This window comes from Kribbella lupini (assembly GCF_039529595.1).
Lineage (GTDB): Bacteria > Actinomycetota > Actinomycetes > Propionibacteriales > Kribbellaceae > Kribbella > Kribbella lupini.
Genome location: NZ_BAAANC010000001.1, coordinates 1649300 through 1662659 on the forward strand (window position 1 = coordinate 1649300; position 13360 = coordinate 1662659).

The window sequence follows — 13360 nt, forward strand, 5'->3', positions numbered from 1 at the left end:
GCGCCGGCCATCGAGCGCACGGCCTGCTGAAGGGTGCGCCCGCCGTTGAACAAGTTTTCCGCCGGACTTGAACCGATCCGCTGGTCCGGCCGTTCCTCCTGGTACGACCAGGTTTGGCCGGGTCGGGTAGAACAGCAGGTAGCAGAGCGTTCAACTACATCCAGCTCACGGAGGTCCAGATTCATGAGCGACGACAGAACGGCCAAGCTCGACCGGGTGATCGCAGACGTGCGGGACCGCCGATCGGTGCTGCGCGGTGCCGCCGTGGTGGGGCTGGCGGGCGTGAGCGTGCCGTTGCTCGCGGCGTGCGGTGACGACGGCGACGCCGGCGGTACGCCGAGCAGTACCCAGACCAGCTCCGCCCCCTCGGACGCGCCCTCCTCGGCACCGTCGTCGGCGCCGTCCGGCGCGGGCGGCCCGGTGCTCGGCCCGGTCTCGGACGTCCCGGTCGGCGGCGGCGCGGTGTTCAAGGACGCGAAGGTGGTCGTCACCCAGCCGACCGCCGGGCAGTACAAGGGCTTCACCGCGGTCTGCACCCACATGGGCTGCATCGTGGCGAAGGTCGAGAACGGCGAGATCGACTGCAACTGCCACGGCAGCAAGTTCAGCGCGACCGACGGCAGCGTGAAGAGCGGCCCGGCCACGGAGCCGCTCGCCGCGGTCACCGTCTCGGTGCAGGGCGGGAACATCGTCGGCTCGGCCTGACCTCCCGCCCACGCACCTTCGACTTTGTGCACCGGTCAGCCACGAATCACGCGTTCGGACGGCTGGCCGGTGCACAAAGTCGGAAGGGGTTGGCGCCGACGATCGACTTTGTGCACCGGTCGGCCGAGAACGCGGGGTTCGGCTGGTTGGCGGGTGCACAAAGTCGATCGGGCGACGCGGCTACTTCTGGGCTGCCGGGTCGACGGCGCCGACGTACAGCAGCTTGTTCGGCGAACCGGCGCCGGGCTCACCGACCTTGTCCGGCGTCGAGGCCCCGAGCAGCGCGGTCGCGACGTCGGCCGGCGTGGCGTCCGGGTGGTCGGCCAGGTACAGCGCGACCCCGCCGGCGACGTGCGGCGTGGCCATCGACGTACCGCTCATCGTGTCGGTCGCGTCCGGCCCCGTGATCCCGACCGACTCGACGTCCACGCCCGGCGCGAACAGGTCGACGCACTGGCCGAAGTTCGAGAACGACGCCTTCGCGTCGGCGTCGTCGGTCGCGCCGACGGTGATCGCCGACGGCTCCTTGGCCGGCGAGGTGCCGCAGGCGTCCGCGGTGTCGTTGCCGGCAGCAACGGCGTAGGTCACCCCGGAGTCGACCGACGCCTTCACCGCGGCGTCGAGCGCCGCGTCGGCGCCGCCGCCCAGGCTCATGTTGGCCACGGCCGGCTTCTTCGCGTTGGCGGTCACCCACTCGATCCCGGCCACCACGGACTCGGTCGAGCCGGAGCCCGCGCAGTCGAGCACGCGGACGCCGAACACCTTCGCGCCCTTGGCCAGACCGTAGGTCTCCCCGGCGATCGTGCCCGCGACGTGGCTGCCGTGCCCGGCGCAGTCGATGCCTTCCTTGCCGTCGCCGACGGTGTCGGTGCCGACCGAGGCGCGGCCGCCGAAGTCCTTGTGGTCGGGATAGATCCCGGTGTCGATCACGTAGACGTTCACGTTCTCCGCGGTCGACGAGCCGGTGTACTTCTTGTCCAGCGGCAGGTCGCGCTGGTCGGACCGGTCCAGGCCCCACGGCGGGTTGTCCTGGCTGGACTTCATCCGCTGGTTCTGCTGCACGAACGCGACCCGCTCGTCGCCGGCCAGCTTCTGCGCCTGGTCCTCACTCATCGCGGCGGAGAAGCCCTGGATCGACGCGCTGAACTGCTTGCGCACGGTCGCGTCGTACGACGCCGCCAGGCTCTGCGTGGTGGCCTTGGTCGCCGCGACCGACCGCTCGCCCTTGAGGACGACCAGGTAGCTCCCGGGAATCGCGGTGGCGCTGCCGGCGCCGCGGACGGTCGCGGCGCTCGGCTCGTCGGCGTTGCTCGCGACGCCGGTGGCGACCAGCCCCGACACGGCCAGCGCGGAAGCGGCGGCCGCACCGAGCACTGCTCTGGTACGACGGGATGGGGTGACTGGGGACATGGGCGGTATCTCCCTCTGCAAGTGCGTGTGGCCCGATGCCTCACGCTCGGTCCTGCCGTACACCCTGGGTGACAGACCGTGCTCGCCGCTCATCCCAACCGGTGATCAGTTCCGAGGTATGGGGCCATCCGCAACAGAACCGTCGGGGGACCGCAACGTGTGGCTCGGCGTGCCGACCGGGGTGGTGCTCGGGGTGACCACGGGCGTCTCGCTCGGCGTGGGCGTCGGTGTCGGGGTGGGGGTCGGTGTGGGAGTCGGCGTGACCGGGGGAGTGACGGGCGGGGTCACCGGGGTCGGCGGCACCAGGTAAAGCAGCTTGTTCGGCGAACCGGTCCCGGCGTCCTTCACCGCGTCCGAGGTCGCCGCGTCCAGCAGGGCCTTCGTCACCTGCTCGGGCGTCGCGGTCGGGTTGTCGGCCAGGTAGAGCGCGATCGCCCCCGCGACGTGCGGCGTGGCCATCGAGGTGCCGCTCTTGAGCTCGGTGGCCTCCGGCCCGGCGATGCCGACCGACTCGATGTCGACGCCGGGACCGAACAGGTCGACGCAGGCGCCGTAGTTGGAGAAGTTCGCCCGGGTGTCGCTGCGGTCCGTCGCGCCGACCGTGACCGCCGACGGCTCGCGGGACGGCGACACCCCGCAGGCGTCCGCGCTTTCGTTGCCAGCGGCAACGGCGTAGCTGATGCCGGAGGCCACCGACGCCTTGACCGCCGCGTCCAGGGCCGGGTCGCTGCCGCCGCCGAGGCTCATGTTCGCGACGGCGGGCTTGACCGCGTTCGCGGTGACCCAGTCGACGCCGGCCACCACGGACTCGGTCGTCCCGTTGCCCGAGCAGTCGAGGACCCGGACGCCGACGACCTTCGCCGCCTTCGCGACGCCGTACTTGGTCCCGGCGATGGTGCCCGCGACGTGGCTGCCGTGCCCGATGCAGTCGACGCCGTTCTGGCCGTCGCCGAGGGTGTCGGTGCCGACCGAGGCGCGGTCGCCGAAGTCCTTGTGCTCGGCGTAGATGCCGGTGTCGATCACGTACGCGTGCACCGTGCCGGCCGTCGTGTCGGACACGAACTTCTCGTCCAGCGGCAGCGTGCGCTGGTCGCTGCGGTCCAGACCCCACGGCGGATCGTCCTGGGTCGCCTTCAGCACCTGGTTCTGCTGGACGAAGCCGACGCGGGGATCGGCGGCGACCTGCTGGGCCTTCTCCTCGCTCATCGCCGCCGAGAAGCCACGGACCGACGCGTGGAACTCGCGGCGTACCGTCACGTCGTACGTCGAGGCGAGGCTGCGGTTCGTGGCCCGGGTCATGTCGGCCGACGGCGTCCCGCTGAGGACGACGATGTAGCTGCCGGGCACCGCTGTCGGTGAGTTCGCCTCCAGGATCAGCGGCGCGAAGCGGTCGGTCTCCGGGGCAACCCGTGCGGCCGCGGGCAGGGCCGAGGCGCAGACCAGGACTGCGGTGAGCGCGCCGGTCAGCGCGCGCGAGGTGGTGAACGGCTTCATCGGTGACTCCCTGACTCGGCACACAGCGGGTCACCGTCGACGCTAGATCCGCCCACCCGGACGGCGGCGCCACCGACCGGGAGCAGAGCGGAAGCCGTAACACGATCTCAGCCCGGCCGAGATTTCAGCTCTCGAGGATCAACGCCGCCGGAAGTTCTCGTACTTGCGGACGGCGAACCGGTAGGCCAGGTCGGTCAGCGGCTCGAGCTCCTTCAGCGTCGCCTCCGACGGCGAGACCACGCAGATCCAGTACTGCGGGGCGTAGACCGGGTGCGGCATCACGACGTCGAGCGCCGTGTGGTCGACGTCGTCCGGGACGGCCGGGAAGAGCTCGAGGTAGTCGGCCTTCGGCAGGCCGAGGTTGAGCCGCTCGACCCCTGGGCGGTCGAGGTTCGAGGCGGAGTCGTAGGCGTCGGAGGTGACGAGCGTGGCCCATGGCATCTGCCGTTCCGGCGGGAGATCGCCGGCCGGGTCGTAGATCCAGAAGGTGTCGCCGTTCGCGGTCAGGGTCCGGACGCCGGGCCGGTCGAGGTACTGGTCGAAGTTCATGCCTTCAAGCGTCTCATTGAAGCTGCAGTAGAGACTTTTGCGCGGTACCGGCAGGACCGGCGAGCGTTGTCGGCGGGGCGAACTAGGGTGGTGCGGTGGCTGATCCATCGTCCTACCGCCCCGCTCCGGGCTCCATCCCCGACTCGCCCGGGGTGTACCGCTTCAGCGACGCCGCCGGCCGGGTGATCTACGTCGGCAAGGCGAAGAACCTGCGCGCCCGGCTGTCGTCGTACTTCCAGGATCTGGCGAACCTGCACCCGCGGACCCAGTCGATGGTGACGACCGCGGCGAAGGTCGACTGGACGGTGGTCTCGACCGAGGTCGAGTCGCTGCAGCTGGAGTACTCCTGGATCAAGGAGTACGACCCGAGGTTCAACGTGAAGTACCGGGACGACAAGTCCTACCCGTGGCTGGCGATCACCCTCAACGAGGAGTACCCGCGGGTGATGGTCGGCCGGGGCCCGAAGAAGAAGGGCGTGCGGTACTTCGGCCCGTACAGCCACGCCTGGGCGATCCGGGAGACCGTCGACCTGCTGCTGCGGGTCTTCCCGATGCGCTCGTGCAGCAAGGGCGTCTTCAACCGGCACCGCCAGATCGGCCGGCCCTGCCTGCTCGGCTACATCGGCAAGTGCGCGGCGCCGTGCACCGGCCAGGTCAGCCAGGAGGAGCACCTCAAGATCGTCGAGGACTTCTCCGCGTTCCTGTCCGGGCAGACCGCGACGTACGTGCGGCGCTTGGAGAAGGAGATGAAGGCGGCCGCGGCCGAGCTGGAGTACGAGCGGGCCGCGAAGATCCGCGACGACCTGTCCGCGCTGGACAAGGCCCTGGCCAAGAACGCGGTGGTGCTCGGCGACGGCACCGACACCGACGTGGTCGCGCTCAGCGAGGACCCGCTCGAGGTCGCGGTCCAGATCTTCTACGTCCGCGGCGGCCGGATCCGCGGTCAGCGCGGGTTCATCGCCGACAAGGCCGACGGTACGGCCACCACCGGCGACCTGGTCTCGCGGTTCATCCAGCAGATGTACGCCACCGAGAGCGCCGACGCGATCCCGCGGGAGATCCTGGTGCCCGTCGTACCGGACGACGAGACGGCGCTGACCGACTGGCTGTCCGAGCGGCGCGGGTCCCGGGTCGCGATCCGGGTGCCGCAGCGCGGCGACAAGAAGGACCTGATGGAGACCGTCGCGCGCAACGCGCTGCAGACGCTCACCATGCACAAGACCAAGCGGGCCAGCGACCTGACCACCCGCAACCAGGCGCTCGAGGAGATCCAGACCGCGCTCGACCTGCCCGAGGCGCCGCTGCGGCTGGAGTGCTACGACGTCTCGAACCTGCAGGGCACCGAGGTGGTCGCCTCGATGGTGGTCTTCGAGGACGGCCTGCCGCGCAAGAGCGAGTACCGGCGGTTCGTGATCAAGGGCGTCGAGGGGCAGAACGACGTCGCCTCGATCGCCGAGGTGCTGACCCGGCGGTTCAAGCGGCTGCTGGACGAGCGGGCCACGCTCGGCGGGACCGCCGCGGGGGACGACTCGGGAGGCGACGCCGGTGATGGTTCGGCAGATGCGCCGCGCGCGTTCGGCGACGACGAGCGGGACGCGGCCGCAGCGCTGATCGACCCCGAGACCGGACGGGCGAAGAAGTTCTCGTACGCGCCGGGCCTGGTCGTCGTCGACGGTGGTCCACCACAGGTGGCGGCCGCGCGGCAGGCGATGGACGAGCTCGGCCTCGGCGACATCCCGGTCTGCGGCCTGGCCAAGCGGCTGGAGGAGGTCTGGCTGCCCGACGAGGAGGACCCGGTGATCTTCTCCCGGACCTCCGAGGGGCTCTACCTGCTCCAGCGGCTGCGCGACGAGGCGCACCGGTTCGCCATCACCCACCACCGCAACCGGCGGTCCAAGTCGATGGTGGAAAGCGTGCTGGACGACGTACCGGGTCTTGGCGAGGTCCGCCGCAAGACGCTGCTGCGGCACTTCGGTTCACTGCGCAAGCTCCGCGGCGCGACGATCGACGAGGTCGCCGAGCTGCCCGGGTTCGGCCGCCGTACGGCGGAGTCGGTGGTCCTTGCGGTGAACGCCGCGGCAACGAAGGCTGACTCCGGCCGGGCGCCATCGGTGAACACCGCCACAGGCGAGATACTGGACGACGACGGACCGGGGCCCGCCGGTCCGCCGAACGGGGAGAACTGAATCTGATGGACGAGTCCAACGGCAACCTGATCATCGTGTCCGGGATGTCCGGCGCCGGCCGGAGCTCGGTCGCGGACGTGCTGGAGGACCTCGGCTGGTTCGTCGTCGACAACCTGCCGCCGATGTTCCTGACCACGATCGTCGAGCAGGTGGTCGGCACCGGGGCGTCGCCGCGGCTGGCCGTCGTGGTCGACGTCCGGACCGGGATGTTCTTCGACGAGCTCGGCTCGGCGCTGGAGGACCTGCGGACCAAGGGGTACCGCCCGCAGGTGCTGTTCCTGGAGGCCTCCGACGACGTGATCGTGCGCCGCCAGGAGAGCGTCCGGCGCCCGCACCCGCTGCAGGGCGAGGGCCGGCTGCTGACCGGGATCCAGCGCGAGCGCGCGCTGCTCGGCGACATCCGGGCCGGCGCCGACCTGGTCATCGACACCTCCAACCTGAACATCCACCAGCTCGCCGCGAAGGTCGTGAACGCCTTCGGCGACGAGGAGAACGCCGAGCTGCGGGCCACCGTGGTCTCGTTCGGATTCAAGTACGGCATCCCGGTCGACGCCGACGTGGTGGCCGACATGCGGTTCGTCCCGAACCCGTACTGGCAGCCCGACCTGCGGCCGATGACCGGGCAGGACAAACCTGTGTCAGACTTCGTCCTCGGTCATCCGCTGGCCCAGCAGTTCCTGCAGAACTACGTGGACGTGCTGGACACCCTGCGGACCGGTTATCTGAACGAGGGCAAACGGTTCGTCACGGTCGCGATCGGCTGCACCGGTGGGAAGCACCGGAGCGTCGCGATGGCCGAGGAGATCGGGCGCCGGCTGCGGGAGAAGGGGTCACCGACGTTGGTGGTGCACAGAGATCTGGGGCGGGAGTGACGAGGACTCCCCGAGTCGTCGCACTGGGTGGCGGGCACGGCCTCGCCGCATCTCTGTCTGCCCTCCGGCAGGTCACCGACCAGCTGACCGCCGTCGTCACGGTCGCTGACAACGGCGGGTCGTCGGGGCGGTTGCGCAAGGAGCTCGGCGTGCTGCCGCCCGGCGATCTGCGGATGGCGTTGGCCGCGCTGTGCCGCGACGACGAGTGGGGCCGGACGTGGGCCGACGTGCTGCAACACCGGTTCCGCAGCGACGGCGCCCTGCACGACCACGCGGTCGGGAACCTGCTGATCGTCGCGCTGTGGGAACTGCTGGGCGAAGCCGTCGACGGACTCGACTGGGTCGGTCGGTTGCTCGGAGCCCAGGGGCGGGTGCTGCCGATGTCCGCCGTACCGCTGGACATCACGGCCCGGGTGATCGGGCTGGATCCGCTGCATCCCGAGGCGGTTACCGAGATCCGCGGGCAGACCGAGGTCGCGACGACCGAGGGGCACGTCGTCGACGTCGCGCTCGACCCTGCTGACCCGCCGGCCTGCCCGGAGGCGCTGGTCGCCGTCGCCGAGGCGGACTGGGTCGTCGTCGGGCCGGGGTCGTGGTTCACCTCGGTGATCCCGAACCTGCTGGTGCCGGCGCTGTGTCGCGGGCTGGAGCAGACGAGCGCGCGACGCCTGGTCACGCTGAACCTGGGGGAGCAGAAAGGTGAGACCGACGGGTTCTCGCCCGAGACCCATCTCGAGGTGCTCGCCGCACACGCTCCCGAGCTGCGGATCGACGTGGTGCTGGCCGACGAGGAGCATGTCCCCGATCCGGCGTCCTTACGTCGTACGGCGGCCTCCCTCGGCGCCGAACTGGTGATCGCCGACATCGCCGACGACCACCAGTTGCTGCACCACGACCCGGCCAAGCTGGCCAAGGTCTACCGCGAGCTGTTCGCCTGACCCGGTCGGCCCCGACCCCCTCAGATCGGGGCCGACCGGGGTCAGCCGTTGGGAGAGACCAGTTCAGCGCTTGGCGAAGATCGGCGTGCGCTCGACCTGCTTGCTGCCGGGCACGCCGACCTGGTCGTTCTGGAACGGGTTGGCGTTGAAGCGGGCGATCTCGCGGCCCTGGGCGTCGGAGAAGATCGCCCAGACCGGTGCCATCGGGTTGCCGGCGGTGGCCTTGGGGGAGGACCAGACGAAGAAGCCGTCCTTCACCACGGCCGGCGTCACCGCGCCGTCGTCGGTCTTGAAGTCGACCTTCGCGACGCCCGCCGGGACGACGCCCTTGGACCCGTTGGCGTCCGCCCAGACGACGTACGGCTTGTCGGCGGTCACCGACTGACGCAGGTAGTCGTCCTTGGGACCGCTGGTGCCGGCGTTGTCGAGGCAGTAGGCGTACCGCTGGCGGTCCGGCGAGACCAGGACGGCCTGGAACCAGGTGCCGGAGCCCTGGGCGACCGCGACCTTCCAGCTGCTGATCGCCTCGGAGCCGCCGCCGTTCTTCGCCGCGCTCTGCCGGTACTGGGCGTCGCCGGGCGCGCAGCGGGCCAGGACCTCGGCATCGGTCAGCGCGACCTTGCCCGTGTTCACCTCGCCGGTCTTCGCGTCCACGGCGACCGTGGTGCCCGGCAGGCCGAGTCCGGCCACCGGGGCGTCGTCGCCCTGGCTCGGCCAGACCGAGATCGCGGTGGCGACCCCGGCGACGGCCAGGGCGCTGCCGGCCACGGCGCCGAGCCGACGCAGTCGCTGGCTCCGGCGGCCCCGCCGTACGACGTCGTCGACGGTGTGCCGCATCGGCTCGGCCGAGTCGTCGGCCGCGTCGACCAGCAGGTCCTCGATGTCGCTGCTCATGACAGAACCCCTTCGTTGGTGGTGACCGGGACAGCCGTGGCGTCGGCCTGGTCGGCCTGATCGGGCGCCGGTCGGTTGAGCTGCTCGCGCAGAGCGGAGAGACCACGGGAGGTCTGGCTCTTGACCGCGCCGGTGCTGATCCCCAGCGCCTGTGCGGTCTCCTCGATGCTGAGATCGGCGTAGTGCCGCAGGACCACGCAGGCCCGCTGCCGGGCCGGCAGCCCGGTCAGCGCCTGGACCACCGCGAGCCGCTCGTCGACGGCGCCGGAGTGGTCGGCCAGCAACTGGTCCGGCACCGCGTCGTCGGAGAACTCGCGGCGCCAGGGCCGCTTGGCCTGGTCGAGCACCACCGACACCACCGCGCGGTGGGCGTAGGTGGTCAACCCGGCCTCGTGGTCCAACCGGTCCCACGCGCGGTAGATCCGGACCAGGGCGTCCTGGGCCGCATCCTCGGCGCGGTGCCAGTCACCGCACATCAGGTACGCCGTACGGCGCAGGCGGCGCAGGGCCGCTTCGGCGAACTCCGTGAAGTCCGCCTCACTGCGTCGTCGCATCGTGCTCCTCCCGTGGCTGTCGGAAGAGGAACGACAGCCGGACCCCAAAAGGTTGCCACGAAGGTTGGGAAGACGCGTAACACTGGCTGCGTTGGGGGAGTTGGACCCTGGGACCGCAGGCGGCGGGGCTGGTCCGGATATCGGGCGAGGGTCTTTGACAGCAGTGGGAGGATTTCGTTCATGGCGATGACAGCACAGGTGAAGTCCGAGCTGACCAGCATCCAGGTCACCAAACCCTGCTGCCGCAAGGCCGAGGTCTCCTCGGTCCTGCGCTTCGCGGGTGGGCTGCACCTCGTGTCCGGCCGGATCGTCGTGGAGGCCGAGCTGGACAGCGCCCGGGCCGCCCGCCGGCTGCGCAAGGACATCGCCGAGATCTTCGGCCACCCGTCCGAGGTGGTGGTGATCTCCCCGTCCGGGATCCGCAAGCAGACCAAGTACGTCGTGCGCGTGGTTCGCGACGGCGACGCGCTGGCCCGGCAGACCGGCCTGGTGGACAACCGCGGCCGTCCCGTCCGGGGCCTGCCGCCCGCCGTTGTCTCCGGGGCGTCCTGCGACGCCGTGGCGGCCTGGCGCGGCGCGTTCCTGGCGCACGGCTCGCTGACCGAGCCCGGGCGCTCCTCGTCGCTCGAGGTGACCTGCCCGGGGCCCGAGGCGGCGCTCGCGCTGGTCGGTGCGGCGCGGCGGCTCGGGATCGGCTCGAAGGCACGTGAGGTGCGCAACGTCGACCGCGTGGTGATCCGCGACGGCGACGCGATCGGCGCGCTGCTGACCCGACTCGGTGCGCACGAGTCGGTCCTGGCCTGGGAGGAACGCCGGATGCGCCGCGAGGTCCGCGCGACGGCGAACCGGCTGGCCAACTTCGACGACGCGAACCTGCGCCGCTCGGCCCGCGCGGCCGTCGCGGCCGGAGCGCGGGTGGAGCGGGCGCTGGAGATCCTCGGCAACGACGTACCGGATCACCTGCAGATCGCGGGCAAGCTGCGGCTGGAGCACAAGCAGGCGAGCCTGGAGGAGCTGGGCCAGCTGCACGAGCCGGCGCTCACCAAGGACGCGGTGGCCGGCCGGATCCGCCGACTGCTGGCGATGGCCGACAAGCGCGCCTCCGACCTCGGCATCCCCAACACCGAGGCCAACCTGACCCCGGAGATGCTCGACCCGGCCTGATCGTTCCTGTTCTGCGGCCGCCGGTGACGGCGCCCCGCGCACGAACCTCCCGGGCGTTGACCCGCCCGTCGACGCCCGCTGTCGAGCGCTGAGCGGATTCACCAGCAGGACCAGTGGTATTCACGTGGCGGCCCCCGGGGAGAACCCCGGGGCCGTCGTGCGTGGGGTGGTCTGGTCCGGTGGTCCATCCCGTGCCGGGGTGGTCTCATGTGGACGCTACCAGTGGATCAAGTGGGCTGTTGGGCTAGTGTTTCGGCTGTAGCGGCAGTGCTCGACAGCTAGTTCAAGGAGACGTAGTCCCGTGACCGTACGCGTAGGTATCAACGGCTTCGGCCGCATCGGCCGTAACTTCTTCCGCGCCGTGCAGGCGTCCGGTGCCGACATCGAGGTCGTCGCCGTCAACGACTTGACCGACAACCAGACCCTGGCCCACCTGCTGAAGTACGACTCGATCCTGGGCCGCTTCCCGGGCGACGTCACCGCGACCGACGACGACATCACCGCCGCCGGCCACACCTTCAAGGCGTTCGCCGAGCGCGACCCCGCCAACCTGAAGTGGTCCGACGTCGGCGCCGACATCGTGATCGAGTCGACCGGCTTCTTCACCGACGCCACCAAGGCCAAGACCCACGCCGACAACGGCGCCAAGAAGGTCATCATCTCCGCCCCGGCGAAGAACGAGGACCTGACCGTGGTGATGGGCGTCAACCACGAGCTGTACGACGCCGACAAGCACACCGTCATCTCCAACGCCTCCTGCACCACGAACTGCCTCGCCCCGATGGCCAAGGCCATCCACGACGCGTTCGAGATCCAGCAGGGCCTGATGACCACGATCCACGCCTACACCCAGGACCAGAACCTGCAGGACGGTCCGCACAAGGACCTGCGTCGCGCCCGCGCCGCCGCGCTGAACGTCGTCCCGACGTCGACCGGTGCCGCCAAGGCGATCGGCCTGGTCATGCCGGAGCTCAAGGGCAAGCTGGACGGCTACGCGCTGCGCGTCCCGGTCCCGACCGGCTCGGCCACCGACCTGACCGTGAACGTCGGCCGGGAGACCACCGCCGAAGAGGTCAACGCCGCCGTCAAGGCCGCCGCCGAGGGCCCGCTCAAGGGCTACCTGCGCTACACCGAGGACGAGATCGTCTCCACCGACATCGTCACCGACCCGGCCTCCTGCATCTTCGACGCCGGCCTCACCAAGGTGCTCGGCAACCAGGTCAAGGTCGTCGGCTGGTACGACAACGAGTGGGGCTACTCCAACCGCCTCGTCGACCTGGTCAACTACGTCGGCGCCTCGCTCTGACGTTCCACCACCCACAGCTTGCGTCCGGAGAAGCCCTGGTGCTTCCTCCCGGGCGCAAGCCTGCTTCAGAGGACAGCTGAACTGTGAAGACCATCGATGACCTCGGGGACGTGGCCGGCCTGCGGGTGCTGGTCCGCTCCGACCTGAACGTGCCGATCAAGGGCGACCAGATCGGCGACGACGGCCGCATCCGCGCCTCGGTGCCGACGCTGCTGAAGCTGGCCAAGGCCGGCGCCAAGGTGATCGTCACCGCGCACCTGGGCCGCCCGAAGGGCACGCCGAACCCCGAGTTCACCCTCGCCCCGGTGGCCAAGCGGCTCGGTGAGCTGCTGCAGCCCGAGGGCGTGAAGGTGCACTTCGCCACCGACGTGACCGGCGAGAGCGCCCAGGAAGCCGTCCAGGAGCTGGACGAGGGCGAGGTCCTGCTGCTCGAGAACGTGCGGTACGACCCGCGCGAGGAGAGCAAGGACGAGGCCGAGCGTGGCGCGCTCGCCGACGAGCTGGCCGGTCTGGCCGACGTGTTCGTCAGCGACGGCTTCGGTGTCGTGCACCGCAAGCAGGCCAGCGTGTACGACGTGGCCCGCAAGCTGCCGCACGCGGCCGGCGGTCTGGTGCTGGCCGAGGTCGAGGTGCTGAAGAAGCTCACCGAGGACCCGGCCCGCCCGTACGTCGTCGTCCTCGGCGGCGCGAAGGTGTCGGACAAGCTCGCGGTGATCGACAACCTGCTGGGCAAGGCCGACAAGCTGCTGATCGGTGGCGGCATGGTGTTCACCTTCCTCAAGGCCCAGGGCCACGAGGTCGGCAAGAGCCTGCTCGAGGAGGACCAGCTCGACACGGTCAAGGGCTACCTGGAGACCGCGAAGAGCAAGGGCGTCGAGATCGTGCTGCCGACCGACATCGTGGTCGCGCCCGAGTTCAAGGCCGACGCGCCCGCGACCGTGGTCGCCGCCGACGCGATCCCGGCCGACCAGCTCGGCCTGGACATCGGCCCGGACTCCGGCAAGGCGTTCGCCGCCGAGGTCGCCGGGGCGAAGACGGTGTTCTGGAACGGCCCGATGGGTGTCTTCGAGATGGAGGCGTTCGCCGGTGGAACCAAGGCCGTGGCGAGCGCGTTGACCGAGGTGGACGGACTCAGTGTCGTCGGAGGTGGCGACTCGGCCGCCGCCGTACGGCAGCTGGGCTTCGCCGACGACCAGTTCGGGCACATCTCCACCGGAGGTGGCGCGTCACTGGAATACCTGGAGGGCAAGGAGCTCCCGGGTCTGGCCGTACTGGAAGAGGACTGACA

At 70.5% G+C, this 13360-nt stretch carries 12 protein-coding genes; 7 read left to right on the forward strand and 5 right to left on the reverse strand.

All coding sequences use genetic code 11. The annotated features are described in order from the left end of the window. Nucleotides 1-183 precede the first annotated feature (183 nt). The gene (locus ABD235_RS07545) at nt 184-705 is read left to right on the forward strand and encodes a Rieske (2Fe-2S) protein (RefSeq protein ID WP_344171368.1); all 522 of its coding nucleotides are present in this window, start codon (nt 184-186) and stop codon (nt 703-705) included. 180 nt (nt 706-885) lie between these two features. On the opposite strand, the gene ABD235_RS07550 is transcribed toward ABD235_RS07545, so the two are convergent. From ABD235_RS07550 to ABD235_RS07560, 3 genes are all read right to left on the reverse strand, one after another. Beyond that, a complete protein-coding gene (locus ABD235_RS07550) occupies nt 886-2115 on the reverse strand; it encodes a S8 family peptidase (protein WP_344171370.1) in 1230 nt (409 codons plus the stop codon). Between the two features lie 105 nt (nt 2116-2220). Continuing rightward, nucleotides 2221-3609 (reverse strand): S8 family peptidase, encoded by a 1389-nt coding sequence (locus ABD235_RS07555; RefSeq protein ID WP_344171372.1) that lies wholly within the window; start codon nt 3607-3609, stop codon nt 2221-2223. A 138-nt stretch (nt 3610-3747) separates the two neighbouring features. Continuing rightward, nucleotides 3748-4158: a DUF6194 family protein gene (locus ABD235_RS07560; protein ID WP_344171374.1), complete on the reverse strand. Its 411-nt coding sequence runs from the start codon at nt 4156-4158 to the stop codon at nt 3748-3750. A 95-nt stretch (nt 4159-4253) separates the two neighbouring features. Between ABD235_RS07560 and uvrC the strand changes: the two genes are divergently transcribed. The 3 genes from uvrC to ABD235_RS07575 are packed head-to-tail and all read left to right on the forward strand — an operon-like array spanning nt 4254 to nt 8154. Further along, nucleotides 4254-6344, forward strand: coding sequence for an excinuclease ABC subunit UvrC (gene uvrC, locus ABD235_RS07565; RefSeq protein WP_344171376.1), 2091 nt, complete (start codon nt 4254-4256; stop codon nt 6342-6344). Nucleotides 6345-6349: 5 nt separating this feature from the next. Beyond that, nucleotides 6350-7216 (forward strand): RNase adapter RapZ, encoded by an 867-nt coding sequence (gene rapZ, locus ABD235_RS07570; RefSeq protein ID WP_344171378.1) that lies wholly within the window; start codon nt 6350-6352, stop codon nt 7214-7216. Next, nucleotides 7213-8154 (forward strand): gluconeogenesis factor YvcK family protein, encoded by a 942-nt coding sequence (locus ABD235_RS07575; protein WP_344171380.1) that lies wholly within the window; start codon nt 7213-7215, stop codon nt 8152-8154. The genes rapZ and ABD235_RS07575 overlap by 4 nt, the downstream gene beginning before the upstream one ends. Nucleotides 8155-8217: 63 nt before the next feature. Here ABD235_RS07575 and ABD235_RS07580 read toward each other — a convergent pair whose 3' ends face one another. Continuing rightward, nucleotides 8218-9048: a hypothetical protein gene (locus tag ABD235_RS07580; protein WP_344171382.1), complete on the reverse strand. Its 831-nt coding sequence runs from the start codon at nt 9046-9048 to the stop codon at nt 8218-8220. After that, nucleotides 9045-9602, reverse strand: coding sequence for a SigE family RNA polymerase sigma factor (locus ABD235_RS07585; RefSeq protein ID WP_344171383.1), 558 nt, complete (start codon nt 9600-9602; stop codon nt 9045-9047). Before ABD235_RS07585 ends, ABD235_RS07580 begins: the two co-directional genes overlap by 4 nt. Nucleotides 9603-9782: 180 nt before the next feature. Here ABD235_RS07585 and whiA point away from each other — a divergent pair, with 180 nt between their 5' ends. The 3 genes from whiA (at nt 9783) to ABD235_RS07600 (ending at nt 13358) form a co-directional block, all read left to right on the forward strand. Continuing rightward, nucleotides 9783-10766 carry a DNA-binding protein WhiA gene (gene whiA / locus ABD235_RS07590; protein WP_344171385.1) on the forward strand — a complete coding sequence of 328 codons (984 nt, stop codon included), beginning with the start codon at nt 9783-9785 and terminating at the stop codon, nt 10764-10766. Nucleotides 10767-11067: 301 nt separating this feature from the next. After that, entirely contained in the window at nt 11068-12072 is a 1005-nt protein-coding gene (gap, locus tag ABD235_RS07595; protein WP_344171387.1) for a type I glyceraldehyde-3-phosphate dehydrogenase, read from the forward strand. Nucleotides 12073-12155: 83 nt separating this feature from the next. After that, on the forward strand, nt 12156-13358 hold the full coding sequence (locus tag ABD235_RS07600; protein ID WP_344171389.1) for a phosphoglycerate kinase: 1203 nt from the start codon (nt 12156-12158) through the stop codon (nt 13356-13358). The last annotated feature ends 2 nt before the right edge of the window (nt 13359-13360 follow it).

Bases quoted from the DNA above. Each gene is read 5' to 3' on its own strand.
- ABD235_RS07560 (WP_344171374.1), bottom strand. From the start codon at position 4,158: ATGAACTTCGACCAGTACCTCGACCGGCCCGGCGTCCGGACCCTGACC.
- ABD235_RS07545 (WP_344171368.1), top strand. From the start codon at position 184: ATGAGCGACGACAGAACGGCCAAGCTCGACCGGGTGATCGCAGACGTG.
- ABD235_RS07580 (WP_344171382.1), bottom strand. From the start codon at position 9,048: ATGAGCAGCGACATCGAGGACCTGCTGGTCGACGCGGCCGACGACTCG.
- whiA (WP_344171385.1), top strand. From the start codon at position 9,783: ATGGCGATGACAGCACAGGTGAAGTCCGAGCTGACCAGCATCCAGGTC.
- ABD235_RS07550 (WP_344171370.1), bottom strand. From the start codon at position 2,115: ATGTCCCCAGTCACCCCATCCCGTCGTACCAGAGCAGTGCTCGGTGCG.
- rapZ (WP_344171378.1), top strand. From the start codon at position 6,350: ATGGACGAGTCCAACGGCAACCTGATCATCGTGTCCGGGATGTCCGGC.
- ABD235_RS07555 (WP_344171372.1), bottom strand. From the start codon at position 3,609: ATGAAGCCGTTCACCACCTCGCGCGCGCTGACCGGCGCGCTCACCGCA.
- ABD235_RS07585 (WP_344171383.1), bottom strand. From the start codon at position 9,602: ATGCGACGACGCAGTGAGGCGGACTTCACGGAGTTCGCCGAAGCGGCC.